This window comes from Campylobacter sp. RM16190 (assembly GCF_012978835.1).
In the GTDB taxonomy this organism is placed as follows: domain Bacteria; phylum Campylobacterota; class Campylobacteria; order Campylobacterales; family Campylobacteraceae; genus Campylobacter_A.
This window is the reverse complement of the sequence record NZ_LIWS01000003.1, coordinates 166,562-190,679: the sequence shown is the minus strand read 5'-3', so window position 1 is coordinate 190,679 and position 24,118 is coordinate 166,562. Positions and strand designations below refer to the sequence as shown.

The 24,118-nt window shown below is 36.2% G+C and carries 23 protein-coding genes and 1 pseudogene; 16 read left to right on the top strand and 8 right to left on the bottom strand.

What is annotated here, in order from left to right; genetic code table 11:
• Positions 1 to 8: 8 nt before the first annotated feature.
• Both CDOM16190_RS04760 and CDOM16190_RS04755 read right to left on the bottom strand, forming a co-directional pair.
• Positions 9 to 1,373 carry a sulfate transporter gene (locus CDOM16190_RS04760; RefSeq protein WP_170019102.1) on the bottom strand — a complete coding sequence of 455 codons (1,365 nt, stop codon included), beginning with the start codon at positions 1,371 to 1,373 and terminating at the stop codon, positions 9 to 11.
• Positions 1,357 to 2,148: an HDOD domain-containing protein gene (locus CDOM16190_RS04755; RefSeq protein WP_170019101.1), complete on the bottom strand. Its 792-nt coding sequence runs from the start codon at positions 2,146 to 2,148 to the stop codon at positions 1,357 to 1,359. The genes CDOM16190_RS04760 and CDOM16190_RS04755 overlap by 17 nt, the downstream gene beginning before the upstream one ends.
• A gap of 184 nt (positions 2,149 to 2,332) precedes the next feature.
• Between CDOM16190_RS04755 and rpmB the strand changes: the two genes are divergently transcribed.
• The 5 genes from rpmB (at position 2,333) to CDOM16190_RS04730 (ending at position 7,507) form a co-directional block, all read left to right on the top strand.
• Positions 2,333 to 2,527, top strand: a complete 195-nt coding sequence (gene rpmB / locus CDOM16190_RS04750; RefSeq protein WP_169973710.1) for a 50S ribosomal protein L28 — start codon at positions 2,333 to 2,335, stop codon at positions 2,525 to 2,527.
• Positions 2,528 to 2,556: 29 nt separating this feature from the next.
• Positions 2,557 to 3,687 carry a potassium channel family protein gene (locus CDOM16190_RS04745; protein WP_169973712.1) on the top strand — a complete coding sequence of 377 codons (1,131 nt, stop codon included), beginning with the start codon at positions 2,557 to 2,559 and terminating at the stop codon, positions 3,685 to 3,687.
• Positions 3,680 to 4,864: a bifunctional glutamate N-acetyltransferase/amino-acid acetyltransferase ArgJ gene (gene argJ, locus CDOM16190_RS04740; protein WP_170019100.1), complete on the top strand. Its 1,185-nt coding sequence runs from the start codon at positions 3,680 to 3,682 to the stop codon at positions 4,862 to 4,864. Before CDOM16190_RS04745 ends, argJ begins: the two co-directional genes overlap by 8 nt.
• Before the next feature lie 54 nt (positions 4,865 to 4,918).
• Positions 4,919 to 5,146, top strand: a complete 228-nt coding sequence (locus CDOM16190_RS04735; RefSeq protein WP_169973716.1) for an HP1242/YdcH family protein — start codon at positions 4,919 to 4,921, stop codon at positions 5,144 to 5,146.
• Between the two features lie 267 nt (positions 5,147 to 5,413).
• The gene (locus CDOM16190_RS04730; protein WP_170019099.1) at positions 5,414 to 7,507 is read left to right on the top strand and encodes an RNA degradosome polyphosphate kinase; all 2,094 of its coding nucleotides are present in this window, start codon (positions 5,414 to 5,416) and stop codon (positions 7,505 to 7,507) included.
• Between the two features lie 30 nt (positions 7,508 to 7,537).
• Here the strand turns inward: CDOM16190_RS04730 and uvrB are convergent, their stop codons facing one another.
• Positions 7,538 to 9,514 (bottom strand): excinuclease ABC subunit UvrB, encoded by a 1,977-nt coding sequence (gene uvrB / locus CDOM16190_RS04725; RefSeq protein ID WP_170019098.1) that lies wholly within the window; start codon positions 9,512 to 9,514, stop codon positions 7,538 to 7,540.
• Between the two features lie 69 nt (positions 9,515 to 9,583).
• Here uvrB and CDOM16190_RS04720 point away from each other — a divergent pair, with 69 nt between their 5' ends.
• The 7 genes from CDOM16190_RS04720 to CDOM16190_RS04690 all read left to right on the top strand — a co-directional run bounded on the left by CDOM16190_RS04720 (position 9,584) and on the right by CDOM16190_RS04690 (position 14,006).
• On the top strand, positions 9,584 to 9,817 hold the full coding sequence (locus CDOM16190_RS04720; protein ID WP_169973721.1) for a hypothetical protein: 234 nt from the start codon (positions 9,584 to 9,586) through the stop codon (positions 9,815 to 9,817).
• Positions 9,817 to 10,041, top strand: a complete 225-nt coding sequence (locus CDOM16190_RS04715; RefSeq protein WP_169973723.1) for a hypothetical protein — start codon at positions 9,817 to 9,819, stop codon at positions 10,039 to 10,041. Before CDOM16190_RS04720 ends, CDOM16190_RS04715 begins: the two co-directional genes overlap by 1 nt.
• A 102-nt stretch (positions 10,042 to 10,143) precedes the next feature.
• Positions 10,144 to 10,383, top strand: a complete 240-nt coding sequence (locus CDOM16190_RS04710; protein ID WP_169973725.1) for a hypothetical protein — start codon at positions 10,144 to 10,146, stop codon at positions 10,381 to 10,383.
• Positions 10,384 to 10,692: 309 nt separating this feature from the next.
• Entirely contained in the window at positions 10,693 to 11,112 is a 420-nt protein-coding gene (locus CDOM16190_RS04705) for a type II secretion system protein (protein WP_170019097.1), read from the top strand.
• Positions 11,113 to 11,208: 96 nt separating this feature from the next.
• Positions 11,209 to 11,670 (top strand): type II secretion system protein, encoded by a 462-nt coding sequence (locus tag CDOM16190_RS04700; RefSeq protein ID WP_170019096.1) that lies wholly within the window; start codon positions 11,209 to 11,211, stop codon positions 11,668 to 11,670.
• 57 nt (positions 11,671 to 11,727) lie between these two features.
• Positions 11,728 to 12,153: a type II secretion system protein gene (locus tag CDOM16190_RS10835; RefSeq protein WP_170019095.1), complete on the top strand. Its 426-nt coding sequence runs from the start codon at positions 11,728 to 11,730 to the stop codon at positions 12,151 to 12,153.
• Positions 12,153 to 14,006: a primosomal protein N' gene (locus tag CDOM16190_RS04690; RefSeq protein WP_170019094.1), complete on the top strand. Its 1,854-nt coding sequence runs from the start codon at positions 12,153 to 12,155 to the stop codon at positions 14,004 to 14,006. The genes CDOM16190_RS10835 and CDOM16190_RS04690 overlap by 1 nt, the downstream gene beginning before the upstream one ends.
• A 19-nt stretch (positions 14,007 to 14,025) precedes the next feature.
• Here the strand turns inward: CDOM16190_RS04690 and CDOM16190_RS10950 are convergent, their stop codons facing one another.
• A complete protein-coding gene (locus CDOM16190_RS10950; RefSeq protein ID WP_442863535.1) occupies positions 14,026 to 14,466 on the bottom strand; it encodes a methyl-accepting chemotaxis protein in 441 nt (146 codons plus the stop codon).
• A 723-nt stretch (positions 14,467 to 15,189) separates the two neighbouring features.
• Positions 15,190 to 15,981, bottom strand: a pseudogene (locus CDOM16190_RS10945) (PDC sensor domain-containing protein); the annotation flags it as partial.
• Between the two features lie 193 nt (positions 15,982 to 16,174).
• Here CDOM16190_RS10945 and ispG point away from each other — a divergent pair.
• The 3 genes from ispG to CDOM16190_RS04670 are packed head-to-tail and all read left to right on the top strand — an operon-like array spanning position 16,175 to position 19,948.
• Positions 16,175 to 17,236, top strand: a complete 1,062-nt coding sequence (ispG, locus tag CDOM16190_RS04680) for a flavodoxin-dependent (E)-4-hydroxy-3-methylbut-2-enyl-diphosphate synthase (RefSeq protein ID WP_349644377.1) — start codon at positions 16,175 to 16,177, stop codon at positions 17,234 to 17,236.
• 13 nt (positions 17,237 to 17,249) lie between these two features.
• Positions 17,250 to 18,632 carry a replicative DNA helicase gene (locus CDOM16190_RS04675; RefSeq protein WP_211437413.1) on the top strand — a complete coding sequence of 461 codons (1,383 nt, stop codon included), beginning with the start codon at positions 17,250 to 17,252 and terminating at the stop codon, positions 18,630 to 18,632.
• Between the two features lie 41 nt (positions 18,633 to 18,673).
• Entirely contained in the window at positions 18,674 to 19,948 is a 1,275-nt protein-coding gene (locus CDOM16190_RS04670) for a ComEC/Rec2 family competence protein (protein ID WP_170019090.1), read from the top strand.
• Here the strand turns inward: CDOM16190_RS04670 and CDOM16190_RS04665 are convergent.
• Genes CDOM16190_RS04665 through CDOM16190_RS04655 form a run of 3 tightly spaced genes read right to left on the bottom strand, consistent with a single transcriptional unit; the run spans position 19,895 to position 22,773 of the window.
• Entirely contained in the window at positions 19,895 to 20,728 is an 834-nt protein-coding gene (locus tag CDOM16190_RS04665) for a YihY family inner membrane protein (protein WP_211437404.1), read from the bottom strand. The two genes, CDOM16190_RS04670 and CDOM16190_RS04665, sit on opposite strands and share 54 nt — an antisense overlap.
• A gap of 6 nt (positions 20,729 to 20,734) precedes the next feature.
• Complete coding sequence (locus tag CDOM16190_RS04660; protein ID WP_170019089.1) at positions 20,735 to 22,117, bottom strand: FAD-linked oxidase C-terminal domain-containing protein; 1,383 nt, start codon at positions 22,115 to 22,117, stop codon at positions 20,735 to 20,737.
• Positions 22,117 to 22,773: a plasminogen-binding N-terminal domain-containing protein gene (locus CDOM16190_RS04655; RefSeq protein WP_170019172.1), complete on the bottom strand. Its 657-nt coding sequence runs from the start codon at positions 22,771 to 22,773 to the stop codon at positions 22,117 to 22,119. The genes CDOM16190_RS04660 and CDOM16190_RS04655 overlap by 1 nt, the downstream gene beginning before the upstream one ends.
• Positions 22,774 to 22,951: 178 nt before the next feature.
• Here CDOM16190_RS04655 and CDOM16190_RS04650 point away from each other — a divergent pair, with 178 nt between their 5' ends.
• Entirely contained in the window at positions 22,952 to 24,118 is a 1,167-nt protein-coding gene (locus CDOM16190_RS04650; protein WP_170019088.1) for a peptidoglycan DD-metalloendopeptidase family protein, read from the top strand.

The window sequence follows — 24,118 nt, the reverse complement described above, 5'->3', positions numbered from 1 at the left end:
ATCCTTTGTTATCTACTTAAAAATAAAGCGCCCTTTGTTCCATCACTAACAAGCTCAATAAAAGCGCCTTTGCTAACGGTATCGCCGTCTTGAATATAGTTTTCAAAAACATTTGGCATCGTAATATCTACCTTTATCTTTTTTGACTCTAATAAGGATAGAATTTTATTTCCTATTATTATCATAAAATTACCAAAAGCACTGTTTAATGATGCCTCTTTGTCATCTTGCAAAAGTATAGCGCAAGCTTTTTGTACTATACTTTTATCAAGGGAGAGTAAAATTTTAGCGTCAATATCGCCGTAAAAGCCTATGCATCCTGTTAGCGCTTTTTGATCGAAGTCAAATGTTTTAACAAAAATTTCACCGCGCTCTACTTTAATTTTTGCCATAGAGGATAAGGTGTCTATAGCTGTTTCTAAAATGATAGGCAATAATTGAACTAAATTTCTAGTGATGTTATGTGGCATCGACTCTTTCATTCCGGGACCGCCGTTTATACTTCCGTCATCATTGAAAAAATCTTCGACGTTATTATATAGTAAAATTCCCGAATCTTCCAAGTCGTTTCTAAGCGCTTCAGATGTATTTGAGCCGCTAAGTCCGCAAATCGCAATAGTGGCACCGTATTCGGCGCTCGATATAGATAGTTTGGCTAAAAAGCTTACACCGTGAATATTGGCCGATCTTGCTTTTGTTGCATCGAATACGAAAAATTTAAACCCTATTTTAAGAGAGTTGTTGTGAGCCGACATGTCGAAATTTTCGGCAAAATTTGAGTCTATAAAGCCCGTAAGCTTATAAATAACGACATTTTCTCTTACTTGTACGGCTATGGTTTTTTCATTTATATTGATATGTGTTAAATGAATTTTGATATTATAGTTTTTAGCTGAGTTTTTAAACTCGTTTACATCTTTTGCTGTATAGACTATGTAGCCTCTTCCGACAAGCTTTAGTGAAATTTGATTTTTTTGCTCTTGATTTTCGTGAAATAGGATTATCTTTTTTTCTTTGGTTGATTTTTCGGTATTTCCAAAAAATAGCATGGCTATCTCTTCACTATCAAAGAATGATAGATTTAGGCTTTGAGGAGACATCTCTCTTAGCGCTTTAAATTTTGTCTCGTCATAGTCGCAAAATGCCACATTGGCATACACTTTTTTTGCCATTTCATACATTGTCAATGAGATAGAGTTAATGCCTATTTTGTTAAAATAGACAACTTTTTTAAGTGATATTAGTATGCATTCTATTTTTTTTGAAAAGATTAACTCTTTGGTTGCCAAGTCTATCTCATATTTTGAGGCATCTCCGTCTAAAAAGCCGTGAGGATAGAATATGACTACATTATCTTTAATTTTTGGTTTCATACCCTATCGCTTTCATAAAAGTCTCAAGCTCTTTAGGTGAGGCGTTACAATTAAACTCAAACATCTCTCCAAAGCCGGAATTTGCAAATTCCGGCTTTGATAGCTCGTATGATATTAGCAAATGTATATATTTGGTTATTGTTGTTTGCTCCTCTTGTTTGGATAAATTTTGAAAAATATCTACTACAATGTTGCTCAGCTGCCATTTTTCAGCTATCTTACAACATATTTCAAATATATCAAAACCTAGTTCTCTCTTTAAAATCGTATTGTAGCTAAGTCCGCTAGTTCTTAATACGTGTTTTAAATTTTCTGCGTTTTCCGAGAATATTTTTTCACATACGGATATGCTTGATGGTATTATTGTTATGGATTTAAAAATATCCTTATTATCTACCTTTATTTCTTTTAATATCTTTCCCCAATCGATCATAAAATTGGCTTGCAAATTTGCAAATTTTTGTGTGTCTAGATTGAAAATTTTCCATTTTTTAGGTGTCGTCAGTAATACGTAATAAGAGTATAAAATATCGGTAGTTCTATCTGCGCCAAGAGCGGAAAAGATTTGAGATATATCTTTGATCTCTTTTTTGAATCCAAAAATCGGCTTGTTGATGATAGAGCGCATATATTCTACTAATGCCAAATCGTTTTTGGCAATAGCAGCTGCTTTGGCTAAATCTCCGGAAGCAAGAGTATTTTCACATGATTTTAAAATAGCCGGAATCGCAGGTATTTGAGCGATTAACTCATCTATACTTTCTTGTTTTATCATTATCGTATCTATCTGCCAATTTTGTAAAAATAATCTTTTAATATTCTATCCTTTATATTCATAAAATGAGTTTAAATATTGCATATAATAATTTTAAGATAACCTATATTCTAAAATTTATTTAAGTTAATATTTTGCTTTTTTTGGATAAAATCAGCAGAAATTTTTGTTTTGAAGGAAAAATATGTCAAAAATATGCGATATCACAGGCAAAGGCCCTATGGTTGGAAACAATGTAAGCCACGCTAAAAATAGAACCAAGAGAAGATTTTTGCCAAATCTTAGAACTATTAGAGTAATGCTTGAAGACGGAACAACAAGAAGAATTAAAGTAGCCGCTTCTACGCTTAGAACTATGAGAAAGCAATCGCGTTCATAATTTGCAAGTTTTATAAATAAAGAGGGATTATGTCTTTTATAAAAAAGATCCAAAAATTCCTCAACTGGTCTAGCTTCTCTAAACCGGAAATAAATTTAAATACAGAACTATACGAACAACTTCGCCCATTTCGCCTACCGCTTATCCTAGTCGTTTTAATGATGATGGTCGGTGCTTTGGGCTATGTTGCTATAGATAATTTCAGTCTTATTGATGCTATATATCAGGCCGGAATGACCTTTACTACGGTAGGTTTTACTGAAGTTGCTCCAATTTCACCCGCCGGTCGCCTTTTTACTATCACTTTTATTCTGCTTGGATTTTGCGTTTTTACATTTTCTATCGGTATTCTAGTGGAAGTTTTAAAAAAAGGCTCTTTGATAAATATTTTAAAGGAGAGGCGAATGCTCTATAAGATCGCTAGACTCAAAAATCACTTTGTAATTTGTTATCATAGTCTATATACGATAGAACTTAGTAAGCAGTTTAGAGATAATCATATCCCTTTTGTTGTCGTTGATCCGCGCGAAGATATGCACGAGATAGCCGAAAAATACAAATATCCTTATTATATAATGTCTCAGCCTCATACTCAAATCGCACTTTTAAAAACCCATCTTTCAAGCGCCAAAGGGCTTATTACTCTTAGTCCAAATATCGCTGATAATATCGCTCTCATCGCCACTGTTAGACTGTATGAAAAAGAGATAGGTAGAAAAAAACCATATTTTATAATGACAAATTCTGATAATGATGATGATACAGAGCGCCTTAAAAAATTGGGTGCAGATAATGTCGTAAGCCCTTCCAAACTAGTAGCGCAACGTTTAAGTGCGATGAGTGTGCGCCCGGATATGGAAAATTTATTGGAGCAATTTTTATACAAAAAGGACTCCCCTATAGATATCGAAGAGATCAGTGTGCCTGATTACTCTTGGATAAGATTTAAGCGTCTTAAGGAGACCAATTTAAGAAATATTACAAATGCGGATGTTGTCGGCATAAGGGATATGAATAATAAATTTATTCCTATGCCAAGAGGAGACACCTTGATAGGTACAGGCACGAAGCTGCTTGTCATAGGCACCGCAGAATCTATACGAATGACCAAAAAAGTAGTAAAAAGCAAGCATAAGCCTGAGGAGTGTAAATATGTATGAGATAAAGCGTCTTGAAAATGGACTTGAGAATATAGATGGATTTTATTTTGGCGGGGTAAATTCGGGCTTTAAAAAAGAGGGTAATGATCTTGGATTTATAAGATCAAGTGAGCCTGTTGATATAAGTTCCGTTTTTACAAGCAATAAATTTCAAGCCGCCCCGATTAGGCATTTTTTAAAAAAAAGGCAGAATTTTAGAACAAATTTCATCTTGCTAAACTCTAAAAACGCAAATGCAATGACAGGAGAAGCGGGCATAAACGATATAGATGAAATTTTTAAAAATTTGAGTAAAAATATAAATTTAGTAAATCCCGTTATGAGCTCTACGGGAGTCATAGGATATCGCCTTAAAAAAGAAAAAATTATATCCGCATTTGATAAATTCGATTTTGATTCAAGAGATTCCAATGGAGTTGTCGGTGCCATAATGACGACGGATAGCTTTAAAAAAGAGATAGCCGTAAGCGTGAAATTTGATGATAAAAAAGAGTTTAAAATCGCCGCTATCTGTAAGGGTGCAGGTATGATAAATCCGTCTCTTGCTACTATGCTATGTTTTATTTTAACGGATGCCAATATCTCAAAACCCGATATGGATGAGCTGTTAAAAGAGGCTTGCGAGAGTAGTTTTAATGCCGTAAGCGTAGATGGCGATACATCCACTAATGATACCGTTATGCTTTTAACCTCAAGAAAGAGCGGGGTCTATGATAAAGAGGCTTTTAAAGAGGCTTTAAAACTAATTACTAAAGAGCTGGCTTTAATGCTTGTTAAAGATGGAGAAGGAGCTACTAAGGTGGTCGAATTTAATATAAGCGGTGCACTTAATTTAAAAGAGGCGGAGCATGCCGCAAAGGCTCTTTCAAATTCACTTTTGGTTAAAACCGCTATCTTCGGAGAGGATCCAAACTGGGGTAGAATCGCATCCACCATAGGCGCAAGCGGAGTAGAGTGCGATGAAGATAAGCTTGAAATTTATTACGATGATGTCTTGGTTTATGATAAATTTCATAAAGAGCTTGATGAAAAAAGAGAACTCGCAGCTCATCAGGTAATGAAAAAACCAAGCTATACGATAAGTTGCAATCTGAATGTCGGAGATGCACAATTTAGTGCTTACGGTTGCGATCTGGGTCATAAATACGTAAGTATTAACGCAGACTATCGCTCTTAAACCATTTATTAGAGTTAAGTTGCTAAAATTATATAAATATTTCAAGGAGGGTAGATGTTACACGAATACAGGGATATAATCACTGAGCTAAAAGTCTCAAATGCGAGATTTGCTTCGATTTTTGATAAGCATAATGATTTGGATCAAAAAATCATAGATGCCGAAGAGGGCAGAAGTCACTTGGATCACATTCGCATTGAAGAGATGAAACGCGAAAAACTAAGACTAAAAGATGAAGCCTATGCTATGATTTTGGAGTATAAAAAAGAAAAAGGACTCTAATCTACCAAATCCTGCCTTAAATCATTGAAATTTCAGGCAGGGTTTTTAAATTTTAATCTATCGATATCTTCTTGAGAATATAAAAAACTATCATAACAGCTATTAAAAGTCCGATTGCCAGAACATATTCGTTCATCTTTATTCCTTGTGGTAACTTGACTCAAAATAATTATACACAATAAAAAATAAAATTATTAAAAATATTAGTATTAAAGCTTGAATAAAATTAAATTTGTATAAAATTAATATTATTCAAAAGGATTAATGATGAATGATAAAGAAAGTATTTTTATCAATAGAGAGCTTAGTTGGCTACGTTTTAACTCTCGTGTTCTAGCTCAGTGTGAAAAACCTATCCCACCGCTTGAGAAGCTTAAATTTATAGCTATCTATATGACAAATTTAGATGAGTTTTATATGATAAGGATAGCTGGTCTTAAGCAGCTTTTTGCCGCAGGCATAGTTGCAAGCGGAAGCGATGAAATGACACCGTTAGAGCAGTTAAGAGAGATTAGAAAATATATAAAAGATGAGCTTAATATAGTGGAAAAACACTATAAAGATGCCTTAAAAGAGCTTGGAGAGCAAAATTTATTTATTAAAAACTATAGCGAAATTCCCGAGTCTCTTAGAAAAAAATGCGATGACTATTTCTTCTCAAATATTCTTCCCGTAATAGTTCCAATCGCAGTAGATGCGACCCATCCGTTCCCTCACTTAAATAATCTTAGCTTTTCGCTGGCTGTTAAGCTTGCAGACAGCGAACATCCTGAGATTTTAAAATACGGAATGATAAGAATTTCTAGAGTGTTGCCAAGATTTTATCAAGCGCAGGACAATGTCTATGTGCCTATTGAAACTATAGTCCACGAGCATGCCGAAGAAATTTTCCCGGGGTATAGACTCATTAGCTCTGCGGCGTTTAGAGTCACCAGAAATGCTGATATTATCATCGAGGAAGAAGAAGCCGATGACTTTATGATGATATTGGAGCAGGGGCTTAAACTTCGCAGAAAAGGCGCTTTTGTCCGTATGCAGATACAAAAGGACGCCGATGCCGATATAGTCGAGTTTCTAAACACTCACATGAAGATTTTTTACAAAGATATCTATGAGTACACGGTTCCACTCACGTTAAATTCGCTCTGGCAGATAGTGGGAAATAAGGAATTTTCTCATCTTGCACTTCCGCCATATACACCTAGAACTCTTTTGCCTTTTAGTGAGCATATGCCTATTTTTGATGCGATAGACAAAGAAGATGTGTTGATTTTGCACCCATATGAAAGCTTTGATCCTGTTGTCAAATTTATAAAAGAGGCGAGCAAAGACCCTAAAGTGATTTCTATACGAATGACTCTTTACAGAGTGGATAAAAACTCACCTATTATTCAATCTTTAATAGATGCTGCAAGCGATGGCAAGCAAGTAACCGTAATGGTAGAGCTTAAGGCTAGATTTGATGAAGAAAATAACCTGCACTGGGCAAAGGCTCTTGAAGATGCCGGTGCTCACGTGATATATGGAATTGCAGGCTTTAAGGTACATGCCAAGGTCAGCCAAGTGATCCGCCAAGTAGGCGATAAACTTAAATTTTATATGCACTTTGGCACAGGCAACTATAATGGTGGTTCGGCTAAAATTTATACCGATGTGAGCTATTTTACTAGCAAAAGCGAGTTTGCTCACGATAGTACCACATTTTTTCATATCCTGTCGGGATTTTCTAAAAATCGCAGACTAAATACTCTCTCGATGTCTCCGATGCAAATTAAAGAGCGAGTCTTGGAGATGATAAAAAATGAGACCAAAAAGGGCAAAGAGGGCCAGATAATAGCCAAGATGAATGCGCTTGTAGATAGCGATATCATAAATGCTTTAAGCGAGGCTAGTGCTGCAGGGGTTAGTATAGATCTTATCGTCAGAGGAATTTGCTGCATAAGACCGGGCATAAAAGGGGTTAGTGAGAACATTCGCGTCCGCTCAATCATAGGCAAATATTTAGAGCATGCAAGAATTTTATACTTCAAGCACGCCACACCGCAGCTTTATATCTCTAGCGCGGACTGGATGCCTAGAAATTTAGAGCGTAGATTAGAGCTTATGACACCAATTTACGAGCAAAATTTACAAGATAGATTGCTTGAGTTTTTGCGAATCCAACTAAGCGACAACGAGCTTGCGTTTGAGCTTTATAAAAATGGAGAGTACTATAAAGCGAAGGTGAAAGAGGGCGAAAACAGCATAAATTCTCAAGAGATCTTTGAGGAGTATGTAAGCAAAATCTACAAAACCACCAAAAAAGACAATGATAATGCAAAAAGGGAGCATATAGCTTCAAAACTGTTAAAAGAGAGTTAAAATTTGGGCTAAATTTGGCCCAAATTTAATTTACAATTTTCTTAGCTTTGCTATCTCATCTCGCAAAGCTGCCGCTTTTTCAAATTCAAGCTTACTTGCTGCCTCAAGCATCTGTTTTCTTAGCTCTTTTACGATTTTAGCGCGCTCTGCAGCCGGCATCTTTTCTAAATTCTTATTTTTTCTATATAGTTCGCCCTCGTCCTCTATATGAAGGCTCTCTTCGATATTTCTGCTTGCACTCTTTGGAGTGATATTATTAGCCTTATTGTACTCTTCTTGTAGTTTGCGACGAGAATTTGTCGTATCCATCGCCTCTTGCATGGATTTGGTGATCTTTTTGGCAAACATCATCACTTTGCCGTTTACGTTTCTGGCAGCTCGCCCCATTGTTTGTATTAAGCTTGTAGTAGAGCGTAAAAACCCCTCTTTATCGGCATCCATTATGGCTATTAGACTTACTTCGGGCAGGTCAAGACCCTCGCGAAGCAAGTTTATGCCTATTAGCATATCAAAGTCACCGCCCCTAAGCCCTCTTATTATCTCGTTTCGCTCTATTGCATCGATATCGGAGTGCATGTACTTTACTTTTATGCCAAGTTCCGTGTAATATCTGCTTAGCTCCTCCGCCATCTTTTTAGTTAGCACCGTTACTAAAACTCTTTCGTTTCTCTCTATTACTCGCTTTGCTTCGTCGAATAAAATTTCCACTTGATTATCGCTATCTTTTATCTCTATTAGCGGATCAAGAAGTCCCGTAGGGCGCAAAATTTGCTCATACACATGCCCCTTTGAGAGCTCAAGCTCAAGCTCGTTTGGAGTAGCCGATACAAATAGAAATTTAGCTCTTTTATTGATAAATTCATCAAATTTCAAAGGACGGTTATCAAGTGCGGACGGCAGACGAAATCCATACTCCACCAGCACCTCTTTACGACTTTTATCACCAGCATACATTCCGCGAAACTGTGGCAAGCTCACGTGACTCTCATCAATTATTACTAGATAGTCCTTTCCGCTTATTTCGTAGTAGTCAAATAGGCTGTATGGCGTCTCTCCCGGAGCTTGACCCGTTAAATGTCTGGCATAGTTTTCGACACCTTTGCACATTCCGGTAGAATTTAGCATCTCCAGATCAAATTCAACCCTCTGCTTTAGCCTCTGAGCCTCTACGAGCTTGCCTTGCTCGTTAAATTCCTTTAGTCTCTCGTCTAATTCCGCTTCAATCTGCTTAATCGCGATTTTTAGCCTATCCTCTCCGACTATAAATTGACTAGTTGCGTAAAGCGTGAATTTGCCTATGCTTTTAAGCCTTTTATTGTCTAAAACGTCAAAATGATACATCTCATCTATCTCATCTCCGAAAAACTCTATCCTAAGTGCCTCGTCGTTATAATACGCAGGATAGACATCGACCACATCGCCATTTACGCGAAAGTCGCCACGGTCAAAGTAGGCATCGTTTCGCTTATAGCCCATATCTACGAGTTTACTAAGCAGTTTGCGTTGATTTAAGGCTTCTCCTACCTTTAGATATAGCACCATACCTTTATATTCGCTAGGATTTCCTAAGCCGTAGTTTGCAGATACTGAAGCTATAGTTATCACATCATCAAAGCTTAACAAGCTTGCCGTAGCCGAGAGCCTAAGCCGCTCAAGCTCCTCGTTTACCGAGCTATCTTTCTCTATATACAGGTCGCTTCTGGGGATATATGCTTCAGGCTGATAATAGTCATAGTAGCTTATGAAATACTCCACATGATTATTTGGGAAAAAGCCCTTAAATTCGCTATAAAGCTGCGCCGCAAGAGATTTATTGTGTGTCATTACGAGAGTCGGCATATTTAGCCTTGCTATTACATTTGCCATAGTAAAGGTCTTGCCCGAACCCGTAACTCCAAGCAGGGTCTGATAGCTAGAGCCTGATCTTATAGACTCTACTATACCATTTATAGCATTTGTCTGATCGGGACTTGGGCTAAATTTGGATGAAATTTCAAAATTTTTCATTTATCCTCTTTAAAAAACAGCTTATTTTATGTTACAATTCGAGGAAATTATACCAAATAAAGGGATCTTATGTTTGAAAACGAAAAAGTATTAAATACTCTTACGGATAAAGTAAACGACCTGCTTGTCAAATATAATGAAATTTGCGATGAGAACGAAGCGCTACGTAATGAGCTTATAGCGCTTAAAGCTCAAAACGAAGCCAAAACAAATCAGATTTTACGCCTTGAAGATGAACTCAAAAATAAAAATATAGAATCTGACGATATAGTCCGCAAAATCGAAGCCGTTTTAGGTAAATAATGAAAAAAATAACAGTTACAATCGCATCAAGAGACTATACTATAAGCCTTGAAGATGACTTTGCTAGGAGCTTTGAGCGCGACTGGGAGGTGTTTTTGGGAGGTAAGAAATATCTTGATGTGAAAGAGCTGTTAAGCGCCTTTGTGCAAAAATGCTACGAAAACTACCAGCAAGAGCGTGATTTGGAAAATCTTGCTAAAAAACTAAGCCAAGAGATAAGCTGAAATTTAGTATCAAACCCACAATAACATCATTACTTATATTATAAAATCCATATTGTAGTAAATTTTAATATGTTATAATCCAAATAAAATTTAAGGGTATTTATGAGTAAGAATGAGGGATTAAAAGCTGATATAGATTTTTTAAAATCATTAATTATATTTTTTCTTACTGCTCTATTTGCTGTTATAGGTTGGATAGTAACCATCAGACAAAAAGCGGAAAATTTAGATATAATCTTAGTCGGTATAGCCGTAGTTGTATTATCGATCATAATATCTGTACTTTTTAAGAAGATAAATAAAAAGATTAAAGAACTAACCGATTTAAAAGAAAGGAAATAAAATGGCGACTATATTTTTGACTCTGTGTATAGTCATAGCTCTATTCGTAGTATCCTACTCTGTTATTAAATACGCTTAGATATAAATAAAAAGCGATATTGAAGTCATGGATAGAGTCATCTTAATTTGTTCCGCCTTTTTGACCAAGGCTGCCAATATGGCTTTAAATAGCTAAAAATTTAATATTTCTTTTTGTTTATATAAGATTTTATAAAAATTTAGTATAAATTTATATCTATTTAAGTATTAAAAACATATAATTCGTTTAACTACATAAATGTATGTAGAAATAAATTTAAGGAGTCTCTTATGAGAAAAGGTTTTACAATGATTGAGTTGATCTTCGTGATCGTTATTTTAGGTATTTTGGCTGCTGTAGCTATCCCAAGACTATCTGCAACAAGGGATGATGCAGAGATTTCAAAGGCTGCTACAAACTATTCTACGCTTATTTCCGATCTTACAGCGTATTATACTTCTCAAGGCGAGTTTTCAAGTAATTGGCCGGATATGACCCAAACAACAACAGACGGAAAAATAAAAGTTATTAGTGATGAATGTATTACAGTGGCATTTGACAGCGGTGCAGGAACTATTACTGCAACTCCTAATAACAGTACTGGTAAATGCCCGAAACTATTTGAGATACCTGCTATGAAAAATGTTTTCGGCGATACTCCGGCTGCAAAAACTTACCAAGTTGGCGGAAGAAGTGTAAAATTTAACTAATATTTTAGTTGTGTATTTTACATAATAAAAAGCCCGATTCTACTTTTAGTAGATTTGGGCTTTTTTAAATTCTGCGCAAATTTAAAGGGAAATAAGTTGAAGCGTGCATTTACTATGATTGAACTTATTTTTGTGATTGTTTTACTAAGTATTTTAGCTGCTGTTGCTATCCCAAAGTTGGCTGCAACTAGAGATGATGCAGAGATATCAAAAAGTGCATCAAGTCTTGCCACTCTTATTATGGATATATCTACATATTATACAAGTGTAGGAGGATTTAAGTCCGATACGAAATGGAAAAATATTACTCGTGTGAATTTGTTGCTAGATAATTCAGGCTCTGCTATTGACAATACTACTTCTATAAATACAGATGTTTTTTTAAGTGTCAAAAATAAAGGTTGTTCAAAAATATCCGTATCTGACGGTATAGTAACTGTTTCAAATATAGGGACAAGCAACGATACTATATGTGTAGCTTTTAACGAAGTTGAGTCTGTAAAAAAACTTACTAAAACCCATAAATTTGGTGGCTCTAATGTCAAATTTAATCCTTAGAATAGATTACTTATAAGTTTATATGTGATAAAATGACATAAAAATAAAGGAACGATAATGAAACGCGGATTTACAATGGTTGAGCTTGTATTTGTTATTGTAGTTTTGGGTATTTTAGCTGCTATTGCCGTCCCTAGACTATTCGCCACTAGAGATGACGCTATTATTACTAGAGCTAGAGCTGACATATCGTCTATTAGAAGTGCGATAGTAAATATAAAAAATACCAATATGCTATCCGGAACTTTTACATATCCCGATCTTGAAAAAAGTGCTACCAGCACTAATCTTTTCGATAATGTTTTGCGAGACGGAATTAAGCCTAAAGGTGATGGCGGCACTTCAGGCTGGAAAAAGAGCGGAGATGACTATGAATTTACTGTAGCTGGAAAAACTGTAACATTTAAATACGATAAAACAAACGGCTCTTTTGGTTGCTCTGACGATACCAACAAAGATCTTTGCAAACAACTAACGGAGTAATGAACTATTACGAGATAATACCAAGCGGCCTAAACTATAAGCCGCTTGCCTATCATAGTGGCTATGAAATCTCTCCTTATACGCAAGTTCTCATAAACATAAAAAATAAAAAAACTCTAGGCTATGTATTAAAAAAAATACAAAAGCCCGAGTTTAAAACTCTTGAAATTTTAGAAATTTTACCGACCAAACTAACCGATATTCAAATTTCGCTTCTAAGCTTCATCTCATATTACTATATCTCAAATTTATGTGTTAGCGCAGGACTTTTTACTCCTTTTGACAATAGTATAAAGCCTATTTTAGAGGATAGTAAATTTAACAAAGAGCCAAATTTGAGCGATGCTCAAAAAGAAGCTCTTAAATTTGCTAAAGAGCATAAGGCTAGCCTACTTTTTGGTGATACTGGAAGTGGCAAAAGTGAAGTATATATATCTTTAATAAAAGAATATCTAAATAAAGGAAATCAGGTTTTGTTTCTCATGCCGGAAATCTCTCTAACTCCTCAGATGCAAAAGCGGCTTAAGAGCTATTTTGGCGATAAATTCGGTCTTTGGCACTCTAAAATTACACAAAAAAAACGAAATGAAATTTTGACTAAATTTTTAAGCGGTGAGATAAAGTTAATTGCCGGTGCAAGATCGGCTCTATTTTTACCGTTTACGAATTTAGGCTTGATAGTAGTCGATGAAGAACACGATGAGAGCTATAAATCAGCTCAAAATCCGCGATATAACGCTAGAGATTTGGCTTTGTTTTTAGCTAATAAATTTGATGTAAAAGTGCTTTTAGGCTCTGCAACTCCAAGTCTTGTAACTTACTTTAAGCAAGCAAATTTTAGGCTAAAGGGAACATTTTATAAGAGTGAAAAAGAGTTTATATACGATGAGAGTGAGACGGGTTTAAGTCAAAAAATTTTATCAGAGCTTGAAAGAAGTATAAGTATAGGCAAGCAAGCTGTGGTCTTTGTACCTACGAGAGCGAATTTTAAATATCTTGTTTGCAGGGATTGCGGACATACGATAAAGTGTCCGTTCTGTAGCGTTGGAATGAGCTTTTATAAGAGGCGCAATATGTTAAAGTGTCAATACTGCGGTTTTACAATGCCTGTTGTAAAAACTTGCGAAAATTGTGAAAGCGAGATGATAGAAGCCAAAAAAATAGGCACGGATGAACTTACCGCAAAGCTTCAAGAGGCTTTTAAAGATACCAAAATAGCCAAATTTGATAGAGATGAGATAACAACTCAAAGCAGGTTAGAAAAGAGCCTAAAGGCCTTTAATGACGGTGAAGTGCAAATTCTGGTAGGTACTCAGATGCTAAGCAAAGGGCATGATTATCATAACGTGGATTTAGCTGTAATAATGGGCATAGATGAGCTTCTAAATTTTCCTGACTTTAGGTCTCGTGAGAGAACCTTGGCTCTTGCGATGCAGGTGGCTGGCAGGGCGGGACGAGTAGGGCGTGGTAGAGTCGTGATACAAAGCCTGCAAAAAGAGTTTTTTAAAAGCTATATAGATGATTATGATTCGTTTTTAGCCGACGAGATAGCTTACAGGGATGGCTTATATCCGCCTTTTGCTAGACTTTTACGAGTAGTTATAAGCGATAAAAATGAAAATTTAGCTAAAGAGAGGCTAAATGAGTGTCTAAAAGAGCTAAATAATCTAGCTAGCGAGGAGTCAAATTTGCAGATAGTAGGGCATGGAAAATGCGCTATAGAGATGATTTCCGGCAAGTATAGATACGAGATACTACTAAGATCAAATTCTCATATACCGCTTATTAAAGCGGGTAAAATTTGCTCAAATTTCGGCTTTGATGTGGATATGGATCCGATGAATTTCTCCTAATCGGATCCTGCAAATAAAATTAAAATTTCTTTTTACGCACATCCTGCGTAGCGATTTTTGCCGCTTCGTTTACCTGTGAGGCAATTTCGTTAGTATTTTTTGCTATCTTAATATTTTCTCTTGTTACATTATCTATCTCGACTATGGCCTGATTGATCTGATCTATGCCTTTGGTCTGCTCAAATATGCTATGGCTCATATCGTTTATGCCTTGAGATAGCATATTGATATTCGCTTCTATTTCGGATAGTGATTTTTGCGTTCTTTCGGCTAGATTTCTTACTTCGTCCGCCACTACGGCAAATCCGCGTCCGTGCTCTCCTGCTCGTGCCGCCTCGATCGCCGCATTAAGAGCTAGTAAATTTGTCTGATCGGCTATATCTCTTATGATGCTGACGATATTTTTTATGTCGTTGCTTTGGTTTATGATTTGATTTGCTTTGTCGTTTATTGAGTGCATTGAGTTATTTATCTCTTCTATCGCTAGCACGCTCTCTTGGACAGATTCCGCTTGCTTGTTTGTGCCTTCGGATAGGTTGTGAACAAATGAATTTAGCACCTGAGATTTCTCTTCTAGCATTTTGTTTTGTTCAAGTGAATTTCTAAGGATATTGCTCATCTCTTCACCTAAGAAATTTATGCCCTCCCCAAGCTTTCTTTTTTCGCTTTTAGAATCTCCAAGATCGATTCTGGCTGTAAAGTCATTATTCGTATAAAGTCCTAAAATTTCAACAACGCCGTGAATATCGGTTTTTAGCGTATTTACAAAATTGTTAATAAGGTCTTTTAACTCTTCTAAATTTCTATTATTAGGAGTTTGGTTAATATTTTGCCCTAGATTGCCTGTAGATGCTGATTTAAAGACCATCTTAGCATCATTTATCATTTTAGTGTCTTTTTTTAGACCGTCTGCTATATTTTTAATATTCTCGTTGATAAGATCCGCCATTTGTTTGAATTCATCGTCTGATTTTACTGTTATTTGCTTGCACTCCCTAGAGCTATCGTTTAGATATGCAAAAAATTCAAACAGCCCCTCTTTAATCTTGGATAGAGGTTTTAGTTTTAAATTTAATACAACAGCCAAAGTGGTCACTATAAGCAGTATAGAGCATATGGATAGGATGAGTTGATATATGAATAGATTGTCTATGCTTTGATTGTATGTTTTTGCTGTGGTTACTGAGCATAGTAACCAACCAGTAATATCATCTTTTAGGCACGCTGCAACCATATCATTGTTATTATCGTTAAATGCGTATGTTGTTGATTTTGTAGAACTATCCTTAAAGAAGTTGAGTAAATTTTTATTTACCTCAGACTCCTTCATTAGAAGCTCTTTATTAGGATTTATGATGCTTTTTGCATTTTTATCTATGAGTAGTATGTAGTCATCATTGTGGTGTTTCATATTTGATATTACTTCGCTTAATTTCTCAAGAGTAATATCTGATGATACAACACCTGATAGTTTGCCGCCTTTTTTAATAGGGGCTGCGAATGATATAGTTAGTTTTTGATCTTTGGTTGAGATATATGGATCTGTGATAACGGCATCTTTAGCCGATATGACTTGTTTATACCATCCTCTTGCTCTTGGGTCGTATCCATTTAGGCTTGGGTATTGGTGGTTTCCATTTGATCGTAGCATCCTGCCGTCTTTTTCAAAACCTGCATATAAAGATACAAATTTACCAGATTGGCTACCTACCTTTAATATCTGCTCAAAATTATCTTCGTTATACTCCGAACTCTCTATATAAGAAGCTACTGATTTTACTATGCTTAGCTTTGAATCCATGTAGTTTTGCATATACTCTATCGCATCTTTTACTATACTGTATTGAGATGAGGATATAAGTGTCTTTGTCTCTTGTTTTGTTATATTAAACGAGACAAAAGAGAATATACTTAGTGCTATTACTAGTAAAAATGATATTAAAATCGTAACACTTCTTGCTAATTTTGAGTTCATGCTCGGCTCCTAGTTAAGTTTTGTAAGTAATAAAAACAGCTGCTAATTTTATATATTTTAAGCTTAATAAGCATTAAATTGCATGTATGCTTAGATGTTTTGTGTCAGTTTAAATTTAATTTGGTTTATAATTTAAATTTGAGCCTTTTGAAAGTGAAAATTTCTTATAATTACCCAAAAAATTAAAAGGCAAATTTTGCAAAGATATCCAACTAAACAGATAAAAATTCGTGATGTTTTAATAGGGGGTGATGCTCCCATCTCGGTGCAGTCGATGACATTTTCTAAGACAAGGGATATAAAAGGCACCTTAGAGCAGATAAGCAGGCTTTATTTTGCAGGATGCGATATAGTGCGTTGTGCGGTACTTGACAAAGAGGACGCTGCAGCTCTGCGCGAAATAGTAAGGCAAAGTCCGCTTCCTGTGGTAGCTGATATACACTTCAACTACCGATATGCACTTATAGTTAGTGAATTTGTAGATGCCGTACGGATAAATCCGGGCAATATCGGCTCAAAAGAGCGCATAAAAGCAGTTGTGGATGCATGCAAGCAAAGAAATTTACCTATAAGAATCGGTGTAAATTCAGGCTCGCTAGAGGAGCAGTTTGAGAATAAATATGGTAGAACGGTTGAGGCTATGGTGGCTTCTGCGATTTATAACATAAATTTGCTTGAGGATTTTGATTTTACGGATATTAAAATTTCTCTTAAATCAAGCGATGTAGAGCGTACCATGCAGGCTTACCGTGAACTTCGCCCAAAGGTTATATATCCATTTCATTTAGGAGTAACCGAGGCTGGAACCACTTTTCACGCGACTATAAAATCGTCTATTGCGCTTGGGGGGCTTTTGCTTGAAGGAATCGGCGATACGATGAGAGTGAGCATCACGGGCGAGCTTGAAGAGGAGATAAAGGTCGCAAAGGCTATTTTAAAAGATAGCGGAAGACAAAAAGAGGGGCTAAATATCATCTCTTGCCCTACCTGCGGGAGGCTTCAAAGCGATCTAATGGCGGCGATTAAGATAGTCGAGGAAAAGACAAAGCATATCAAAGAGCCGCTTAACGTCTCTGTTATGGGCTGCGTGGTAAATGCGATAGGCGAGGCTAAGGGTGCTGACGTGGCGATAGCTTTTGGCAAAGAAAGCGGGCTTATAATGCGCCGAGGAGAGGTCGTCGCAAGGCTGAAAGAGCACGAGCTTGTGGATAGGTTTTTACTAGAGCTTGACGAGGAGATAAAGAGCCGTGGCTAAGAACGAGATAAATATGCATAATCTTTATGACCTCGATATGGAGAGGTCGATTTTAAGCTCTATCATCTATAGCGGAGATAATTTAGCTGAAATTTTTGACACTATTTCTGCCGGGGATTTTTATCTAAAAGGTCATGCGGACGTATATTTGGCTATGGTCGAGTGCATGAATGCGGATTTGCCGATAGAGACGACATTTTTAAAGACAAAGTTAGGAAGTAAATTTGATGAGGAAATTTTTGCAAATATTATTGGTACAAACTCAATCCTGGATATTAAAAAATATGCAACAGAACTTAGGGAAAAATCGATAAAGCGATCTTTAGTGCAGATAGCTCACCAGATCCCAAATAAGGTAAGCGAGGATAAGCCAAGCCGCGATATGGTCGATGAGCTAAGCCAGAGCTTTTATTCACTTGTGGAGGGCTCGGCGGCTGGAGTCATAAAGGAAAGCAAAGAGATCATAGTAGATGTCTTAGCTCATCTTGAGAAGCAAAAGATGCTTGAAAACCAGGATATAGTAGGAATAGATACCGGATTTAAAGAATTAAATGAAAAAACAAAAGGCTTTAAAAACGGCGATCTTATCATCATTGCCGCTCGTCCGGGTATGGGCAAGACCACTATATGTCTAAATTTAATGAGTAATGTTTTACAGCGGGGTAACGGAGTTGTCTTTTTCTCGCTTGAGATGCCTGCCGAGCAGATTATGCTAAGGATGCTTTCTGCTAAAACCTCAATCCCACTTCAAAACATAATGACGGCAAAGATGGATGATGAGGAGTGGAGCAGGATGAGCGATGCTTGTGAGGATATGTCTAATAAGAAGTTTTTCGTATATGATAGCGGATATGTAAATATCCATCAGATAAGAACTCAGATGCGTAAGCTAAAGTCGAGCCATCCTGAAATTTCGCTTTGCGTGATTGATTACATCGGACTTATGATGGCTACGTCAAACTACTCCGATAGACACTTACAGATCGCTGAAATTTCGCGCGGATTAAAGCTTCTTGCACGTGAGCTTGATATGCCGATAATCGCTCTATCTCAGCTAAACCGAAGCCTTGAAGCGCGTGCAAATAAGCGTCCGATGCTAAGTGATTTAAGAGAATCGGGAGCGATCGAACAGGATGCGGATATGATACTTTTCGTCTACCGTGATGAGGTCTATCTCGAGCAGGAGGAGAAGGAGCGCGAGAAGCGAGCCAAGGCCGAAGGTAAAGAGTATGTGCCTAAATTTATACCAAACAAGATCGAAGAGGATGCAGAGATAATAATCGGCAAGAACAGAAACGGACCTGTCGGCACGGTTGATGTAATATTTCAAAAAGAATTTACCCGCTTTGTCGATAAGAGTTTTGGCGCAATTCATATGGCCGAATTTACCGGTTGATGGGGTTTTGGTCGTTTGCTAAATTTGCAATTTAACACTTTATGTATAGTAATAAAGTTTTTGAAAGCAAGCGTGAAATAGGGCTGTTTTGCCTTTTTTGTCTTTTTGTTTTAGCCTTTAATTTAGCTATCAAATTTTATGAATTTAAAGGCTTTAAGGCAGATAGGTATGAAATTTTGCAAGCCAAGGTGCTTCAAAGCTATCTAAAAACAAATGAAAAAGGTAAAACTTACCGAGTTTTAAGGCTAAAAACAGGAAATTTTACGCTGTATACGACCGCCAAAGTGGATTTTGAGCCCGAGATAAATTCTAAAATTTTGCTTCGTCCCATTAAAAATAAACTTACTTTTATCGATTATTTAAGCCGTAGTTTTTATCTGCCAAATTTTGGAATTTTAGAGATAAGATATAGTGAAAATAGCAAATATCTGGATAAATTTAGAGAAAAAATCTATGATTTTATATCCAATCAACACGACATATCAAAGGCAAAAGAGCTATATACTGCGCTATTTTTAGCCACTCCGATATCAAAGGAGTTAAGAAGCGATGTAAATCACTTTGCAATAGCCCATCTAATAGCCATCAGCGGCTATCATTTGGGAATTATTTTTGGGTTTTTGTATTTTATATTGCGCCCTATTTATCGCTATTTTCAGGCTAGATTTTTTCCTTTTAGAAGTGAGAAATTTGATCTAAGTATAGTTATTTTTATATTTTTATTTGGCTATATTATGCTGATAGACTTTGTGCCGTCTTTTTTGCGCGCATTTTTGATGAGCTTGCTTATTTTTTATATGCTTAGTAGAAATGTGCGAATTATTAGTTTTGAAGCTCTGTTTATTTTGATAGCTTTTGCGGTTAGTTTTATGCCATCTCTGTTGTTTAGTATCGGCTTTTATCTCTCTTGCGCAGGAGTGTTTTATATCTATCTTTATCTGCATCATTTTGGTAATAAATTTTCAAATCTCGCTCATGTTATCTTGCTAAATTTATGGGTGTATTTGGCTATGATAATACCGGTTTTATATTTTTTCCCTCTGATTAGCTTTCAGCAGTTTGCCGTGTTGCCTCTGAGTTTAATTTTTGTGATTTTTTACCCTCTTGGTTTGGTGCTTCATCTACTAAATTTAGGCGGGATTTTCGATGAAAATTTAATTTGGTTTTTAGAGTTAAGGACGGATAGTGTAAATTTGGATATAAATTTATATATCTTTTTAATCTATAATATTTTAAGTTTAATTAGTATAAAAAACAGAAATTTAGCCCTCTTGCTCGTTTTTTCCAATCTCTTTTGCTTTATCTCTTTGCTCTAAAAAGCTACAAAGTTTAACTCCGTATAAAAATATTATCCAAGAGACATAAACCCACAAGAAGAACAAAAGAACGACAGAAAATGAGCCGTAGATACTAAGATAGGTCTTGTTATTAACCGCATAAAATACAAATATGTTTTTACCAAAATACCAGATAAGAGAGGCTATAAAGGAGCTAAAAAGAGCGTTTCTGATGGCTATTGGTCGGCTTACTGATATGAGATATGTGATGCAAAAAATCGCCCAAATGATTAGATATGGAAATATGCTTAAGAAATTTATCCAATTTGTGTATGAGTTTGAATTTAATAAATTTTGAAGCATATTGGATAGATAAAAACTAAGCCCAAGCCCTATGGGAGCTAGTGTAATAAGCGTCCAATATACACTTAGAGAGCTCCAAAAATTTCTTCCTTCGCTCTTCATGATTTTATTTATCACATATTCGTAATCCATAAAAAACATTATCGAAGTAAAGATAATAGCGCCAAGACCAAGCACTCCTAAGGCCGAGCTGTTTTGTAAAAAGGTCTCTATATGTTCTGTTATCATTTCTTGATTTGAAGGTAGTAAAGATGAGAATATAAATTCTTTTATCTTGCCGTAGTATACGCTAAAGCTGGGCATTTGAGTAAATATCGAAAACGAGATTAAAAGCACAGGTATAATCGAAAGCATAGTATGAAAGCTAAGGCTTGAAGCGTAGTGAAGCAGCTGCTTATCTTTGATACTAAATGCGATTTTAATATATGCTTTTAAGTCGTCTTTTGTAAATTTCAATTTGTTTTACAGCCCCATCTTGTTCGGATTTAAAATATTATTCGGATCGAAGGCCTTTTTTATCTCCTTAAATAGAGCCATCTCTGCATCTGTAAATGCAAGTGGCATAAATTCGGCCTTACTTATACCTATGCCATGCTCGCCGCTAAGTGTGCCTCCAAGATCAACGGTGATCTTAAAAATTTCCTCTATCGCCTTATGCCCGTTTTGTACCTGTGCAGGATCGTTCTTGTCTACCACCATTACGTTTGTATGTACGTTGCCGTCTCCGGTATGTCCAAAGCAAGGTACTTGCACTCCGTATTTAGCCGCTACTTCGCTAATTTTTTCCAACAGTTCAGGAAGCTTTGATCTAGGCACTGTAATATCTTCGTTTAGCTTCAAGGTTCCATATATGTTTATCGCTTGAGAGCAGTTTCTGCGCGCAAACCATATATCATTTCTTTCTGCTTCATCACGTGCAATTTTAAAATCGCTAGCCCCGTTTTCCTTAAATACTTTTTGTATTATCTCTAGATCTTGCACTAAGCCGGCCTCGATATCACCGTCAACATCGCTTATTAAAATCGCGCCAGCATTTGTAGGCAAGCCTTTATTAAATTTCTCCTCGACCGCGCGTATGCTTAAGTTGTCCAAAAACTCCATCGCCACAGGTGTTACTCCAGCAGCCATGGTCTTATATACGGCATTCATAGCTGAATTTACACTGTCAAATACACCCATAGCGGTTTTTCTAAATTTTGGCTTAGCGATTAGCTTTAGGGTAATTTCGGTTATTACAGCAAGTGTGCCCTCTGAAGCTATTAAAATGCCAGCTATATTGTATCCTGCGACATCTTTTATAGTACGCTTACCAGCTCTTACGACCTCTCCGTTTGGAAGCACTGCTCTAAGTGCCATTACGTAATCCTTGGTAATTCCGTATTTCGCGGCTCTCATACCTCCAGCGTTTTCGCTTACGTTTCCACCTATTGTAGAGTAGTCTTGACTGGCAGGATCTGGTGGATAAAAAAGCCCTTTAGCCTCTACAGCTCGCTGCAAATCCATATTTATACAGCCTGGCTGCACTACTGCAACCATATTTTGCATATCTATTTCAAGAATTTTATTCATATGCTTTTCAAAGGCTAAAATTATACCGCCCTCTATAGCTAAAGATCCTCCTGTAAAGCCGCTTCCAGCTCCGCGCGCGATTATAGGAATTTTATTTTCGTTACAATATTTTAAAATAGCGCTTACATCGCTCTCATCTCTTGGGAAAAGCACCCCATCTGGCAGATGACGTTTTCTTGTCGCATCGTAGCTATATGCCAAAAGGTGAGCCTTGTCAAAATATGCATTGTCTTGATTTAATAGTCTAGTAAAAAAATCTATATGTCTTTTTTCCATTATTTATCTTTCAAAAGTGATTTGTAATGGCGATCAAAGTCGCTTATCTTGCTTGAGCCAAATTTCCAAAATACTGTATCTATATCTTTAACACGAGTATAAAACGGTAGTTGATAGTAGCTTACCGAACCGCTTTTAAATCTCTTTAAAACTTCAAAGCTTTGACAATCTGCAAACAAGGCTTCGTTGTTCATCGCTATAAATATTAGTCCGGCCGCACTTTGAGAGCACATTTTGCGAAAGTCGTTGCGACTAGGATTTGGCTTATATTCGTAGCTTAAATATGAGCCTACAATATCAGGATGTATAAACTCCATGCTTTTAAAAGAGTTTACTACTTCATCATAAATTTCCTTATTTGGAACTACTATTAAAGAACGGTTATATAAGTAGTTTAGTATGATAGTATCACCTCTTGCAGGAAGAATTCCGGGTATTGGCATAGCCTTTTGCTCCAAAGAGTCAAATACTTCAAAGCGAACTTTGGCAAATCCTCCGCTTTTTTCTGTTACGCTCGCACGAGCTATTATTGATCTTTTTGACGGGCCGAAATTATGCATTACTATACCACTTGAGCCGACAACTATATCAGGGCTGTCTATTATTGTGCCGTATCCGTCTTTTGCTTCTATTAGCGGAGCATTATACTCATTCATGCTAAATTGTGCCGCAAAACAAGATGTTATGAAAATAACTAAAAAGGCTACTATATTTTTCAAATTTTCTCCTAAATTTTTAAGATTTTAAAGGATTATAGCCTAAAACCGCTTTAGTTTTGCAAAATATAAGTAAGTTCAAAGTATAATTACACCTATTCTTTATCTAGGGGAGCTTATGGTAAAAAAAATAATATTATTTATGACATTTTTTTTACAGCTGTTTGCCGCAAAACCTAGTGTAGAAGAGCTTATATGGCCAAATGGCGCTACATTTTTAACCTTCCTTGAAAATAACTCTATACCCTTATCTATCTATTATAGCTTAGACAGAGAGGACAAAGAGGCTGTAAGCGAGATAATGGCAGGCGTAAAATATCAAATTTTAAGGGATGACGAGGGCGGCATTAGACAGGTTTTAATCCCTATAAACGAAGAGCTTCAAATTCAAATATATAAAGATGTGAATGATAAATTTAAAGTGCAGTTAACTCCAATATCATATCAGATAGAAGATCTAGTTTTAAGCATCAAGATAAATGTTTCTCCATATCAAGATATTTTAGATCATACCGGTAATATCGCGCTTGCAAATGCTTTTAGCGTTGCTATGAGCGGGCAGGTGGATTTTAGAAAGATTAAAAAAGGCGATAGGCTTATTATTGTTTATACTCAAAAAAGAAGGCTTGGCAGGGTATTTGGTACGCCTGAAATTCACTCTTCAATGATTGAGGTAAATAAAAAACAGCACACCGTATATAAAATGGAGAATAAATTTTACGATAAAAGCGGAAAGCAAAATGATAAATTTTTTCTTATCAGACCTATAGCAAATGCGCGTATAACATCACCTTTTACACTTAAGAGATATCACCCAGTATTAAAAAGATATAAGGCTCATCTTGGGGTTGATTATGGTGCACCTAAAGGTACTCCTATAAAATCCGCGGGCGATGGAACAGTAAAATTTGTAGGCAGAAAGGGCGGATACGGCAAGGTTCTGATAATAAGGCATAGTGGAGGATATGAGACCTTGTACGCGCATTTAAATGGTTTTGCCAAGGGCATAAAATCAGGTGTAAAAGTCAAGCAAAATCAACTTGTAGCCTACGTAGGAAATACCGGAATGAGTACAGGACCACATCTGCATTTTGGCTTATACAAAAATCAAAAGGCTATAAATCCAGAAAGTATGCTTAAGGTAAAAAAACGCAGTGTAGAGGGCTCTGTAAGTGCCGAATTTAAAAAGATTATAGCTGAAAATGACTCAAGAATAAAAAAATATTTGGACAAAGAATTGGTATCTGAAAAAGAAGAGTCTTTTGATAACTTTGTGGAATTTTAA

Bases quoted from the DNA above. Each gene is read 5' to 3' on its own strand.
- CDOM16190_RS04760 (WP_170019102.1), bottom strand. From the start codon at position 1,373: ATGAAACCAAAAATTAAAGATAATGTAGTCATATTCTATCCTCACGGC.
- CDOM16190_RS04755 (WP_170019101.1), bottom strand. From the start codon at position 2,148: ATGATAAAACAAGAAAGTATAGATGAGTTAATCGCTCAAATACCTGCG.
- rpmB (WP_169973710.1), top strand. From the start codon at position 2,333: ATGTCAAAAATATGCGATATCACAGGCAAAGGCCCTATGGTTGGAAAC.
- CDOM16190_RS04745 (WP_169973712.1), top strand. From the start codon at position 2,557: ATGTCTTTTATAAAAAAGATCCAAAAATTCCTCAACTGGTCTAGCTTC.
- argJ (WP_170019100.1), top strand. From the start codon at position 3,680: ATGTATGAGATAAAGCGTCTTGAAAATGGACTTGAGAATATAGATGGA.
- CDOM16190_RS04735 (WP_169973716.1), top strand. From the start codon at position 4,919: ATGTTACACGAATACAGGGATATAATCACTGAGCTAAAAGTCTCAAAT.
- CDOM16190_RS04730 (WP_170019099.1), top strand. From the start codon at position 5,414: ATGAATGATAAAGAAAGTATTTTTATCAATAGAGAGCTTAGTTGGCTA.
- uvrB (WP_170019098.1), bottom strand. From the start codon at position 9,514: ATGAAAAATTTTGAAATTTCATCCAAATTTAGCCCAAGTCCCGATCAG.
- CDOM16190_RS04720 (WP_169973721.1), top strand. From the start codon at position 9,584: ATGTTTGAAAACGAAAAAGTATTAAATACTCTTACGGATAAAGTAAAC.
- CDOM16190_RS04715 (WP_169973723.1), top strand. From the start codon at position 9,817: ATGAAAAAAATAACAGTTACAATCGCATCAAGAGACTATACTATAAGC.
- CDOM16190_RS04710 (WP_169973725.1), top strand. From the start codon at position 10,144: ATGAGTAAGAATGAGGGATTAAAAGCTGATATAGATTTTTTAAAATCA.
- CDOM16190_RS04705 (WP_170019097.1), top strand. From the start codon at position 10,693: ATGAGAAAAGGTTTTACAATGATTGAGTTGATCTTCGTGATCGTTATT.
- CDOM16190_RS10835 (WP_170019095.1), top strand. From the start codon at position 11,728: ATGAAACGCGGATTTACAATGGTTGAGCTTGTATTTGTTATTGTAGTT.
- CDOM16190_RS04690 (WP_170019094.1), top strand. From the start codon at position 12,153: ATGAACTATTACGAGATAATACCAAGCGGCCTAAACTATAAGCCGCTT.
- CDOM16190_RS10950 (WP_442863535.1), bottom strand. From the start codon at position 14,466: ATGCACTCAATAAACGACAAAGCAAATCAAATCATAAACCAAAGCAAC.
- CDOM16190_RS04675 (WP_211437413.1), top strand. From the start codon at position 17,250: ATGCATAATCTTTATGACCTCGATATGGAGAGGTCGATTTTAAGCTCT.
- CDOM16190_RS04670 (WP_170019090.1), top strand. From the start codon at position 18,674: ATGTATAGTAATAAAGTTTTTGAAAGCAAGCGTGAAATAGGGCTGTTT.
- CDOM16190_RS04660 (WP_170019089.1), bottom strand. From the start codon at position 22,117: ATGGAAAAAAGACATATAGATTTTTTTACTAGACTATTAAATCAAGAC.
- CDOM16190_RS04655 (WP_170019172.1), bottom strand. From the start codon at position 22,773: ATGAATGAGTATAATGCTCCGCTAATAGAAGCAAAAGACGGATACGGC.
- CDOM16190_RS04650 (WP_170019088.1), top strand. From the start codon at position 22,952: ATGGTAAAAAAAATAATATTATTTATGACATTTTTTTTACAGCTGTTT.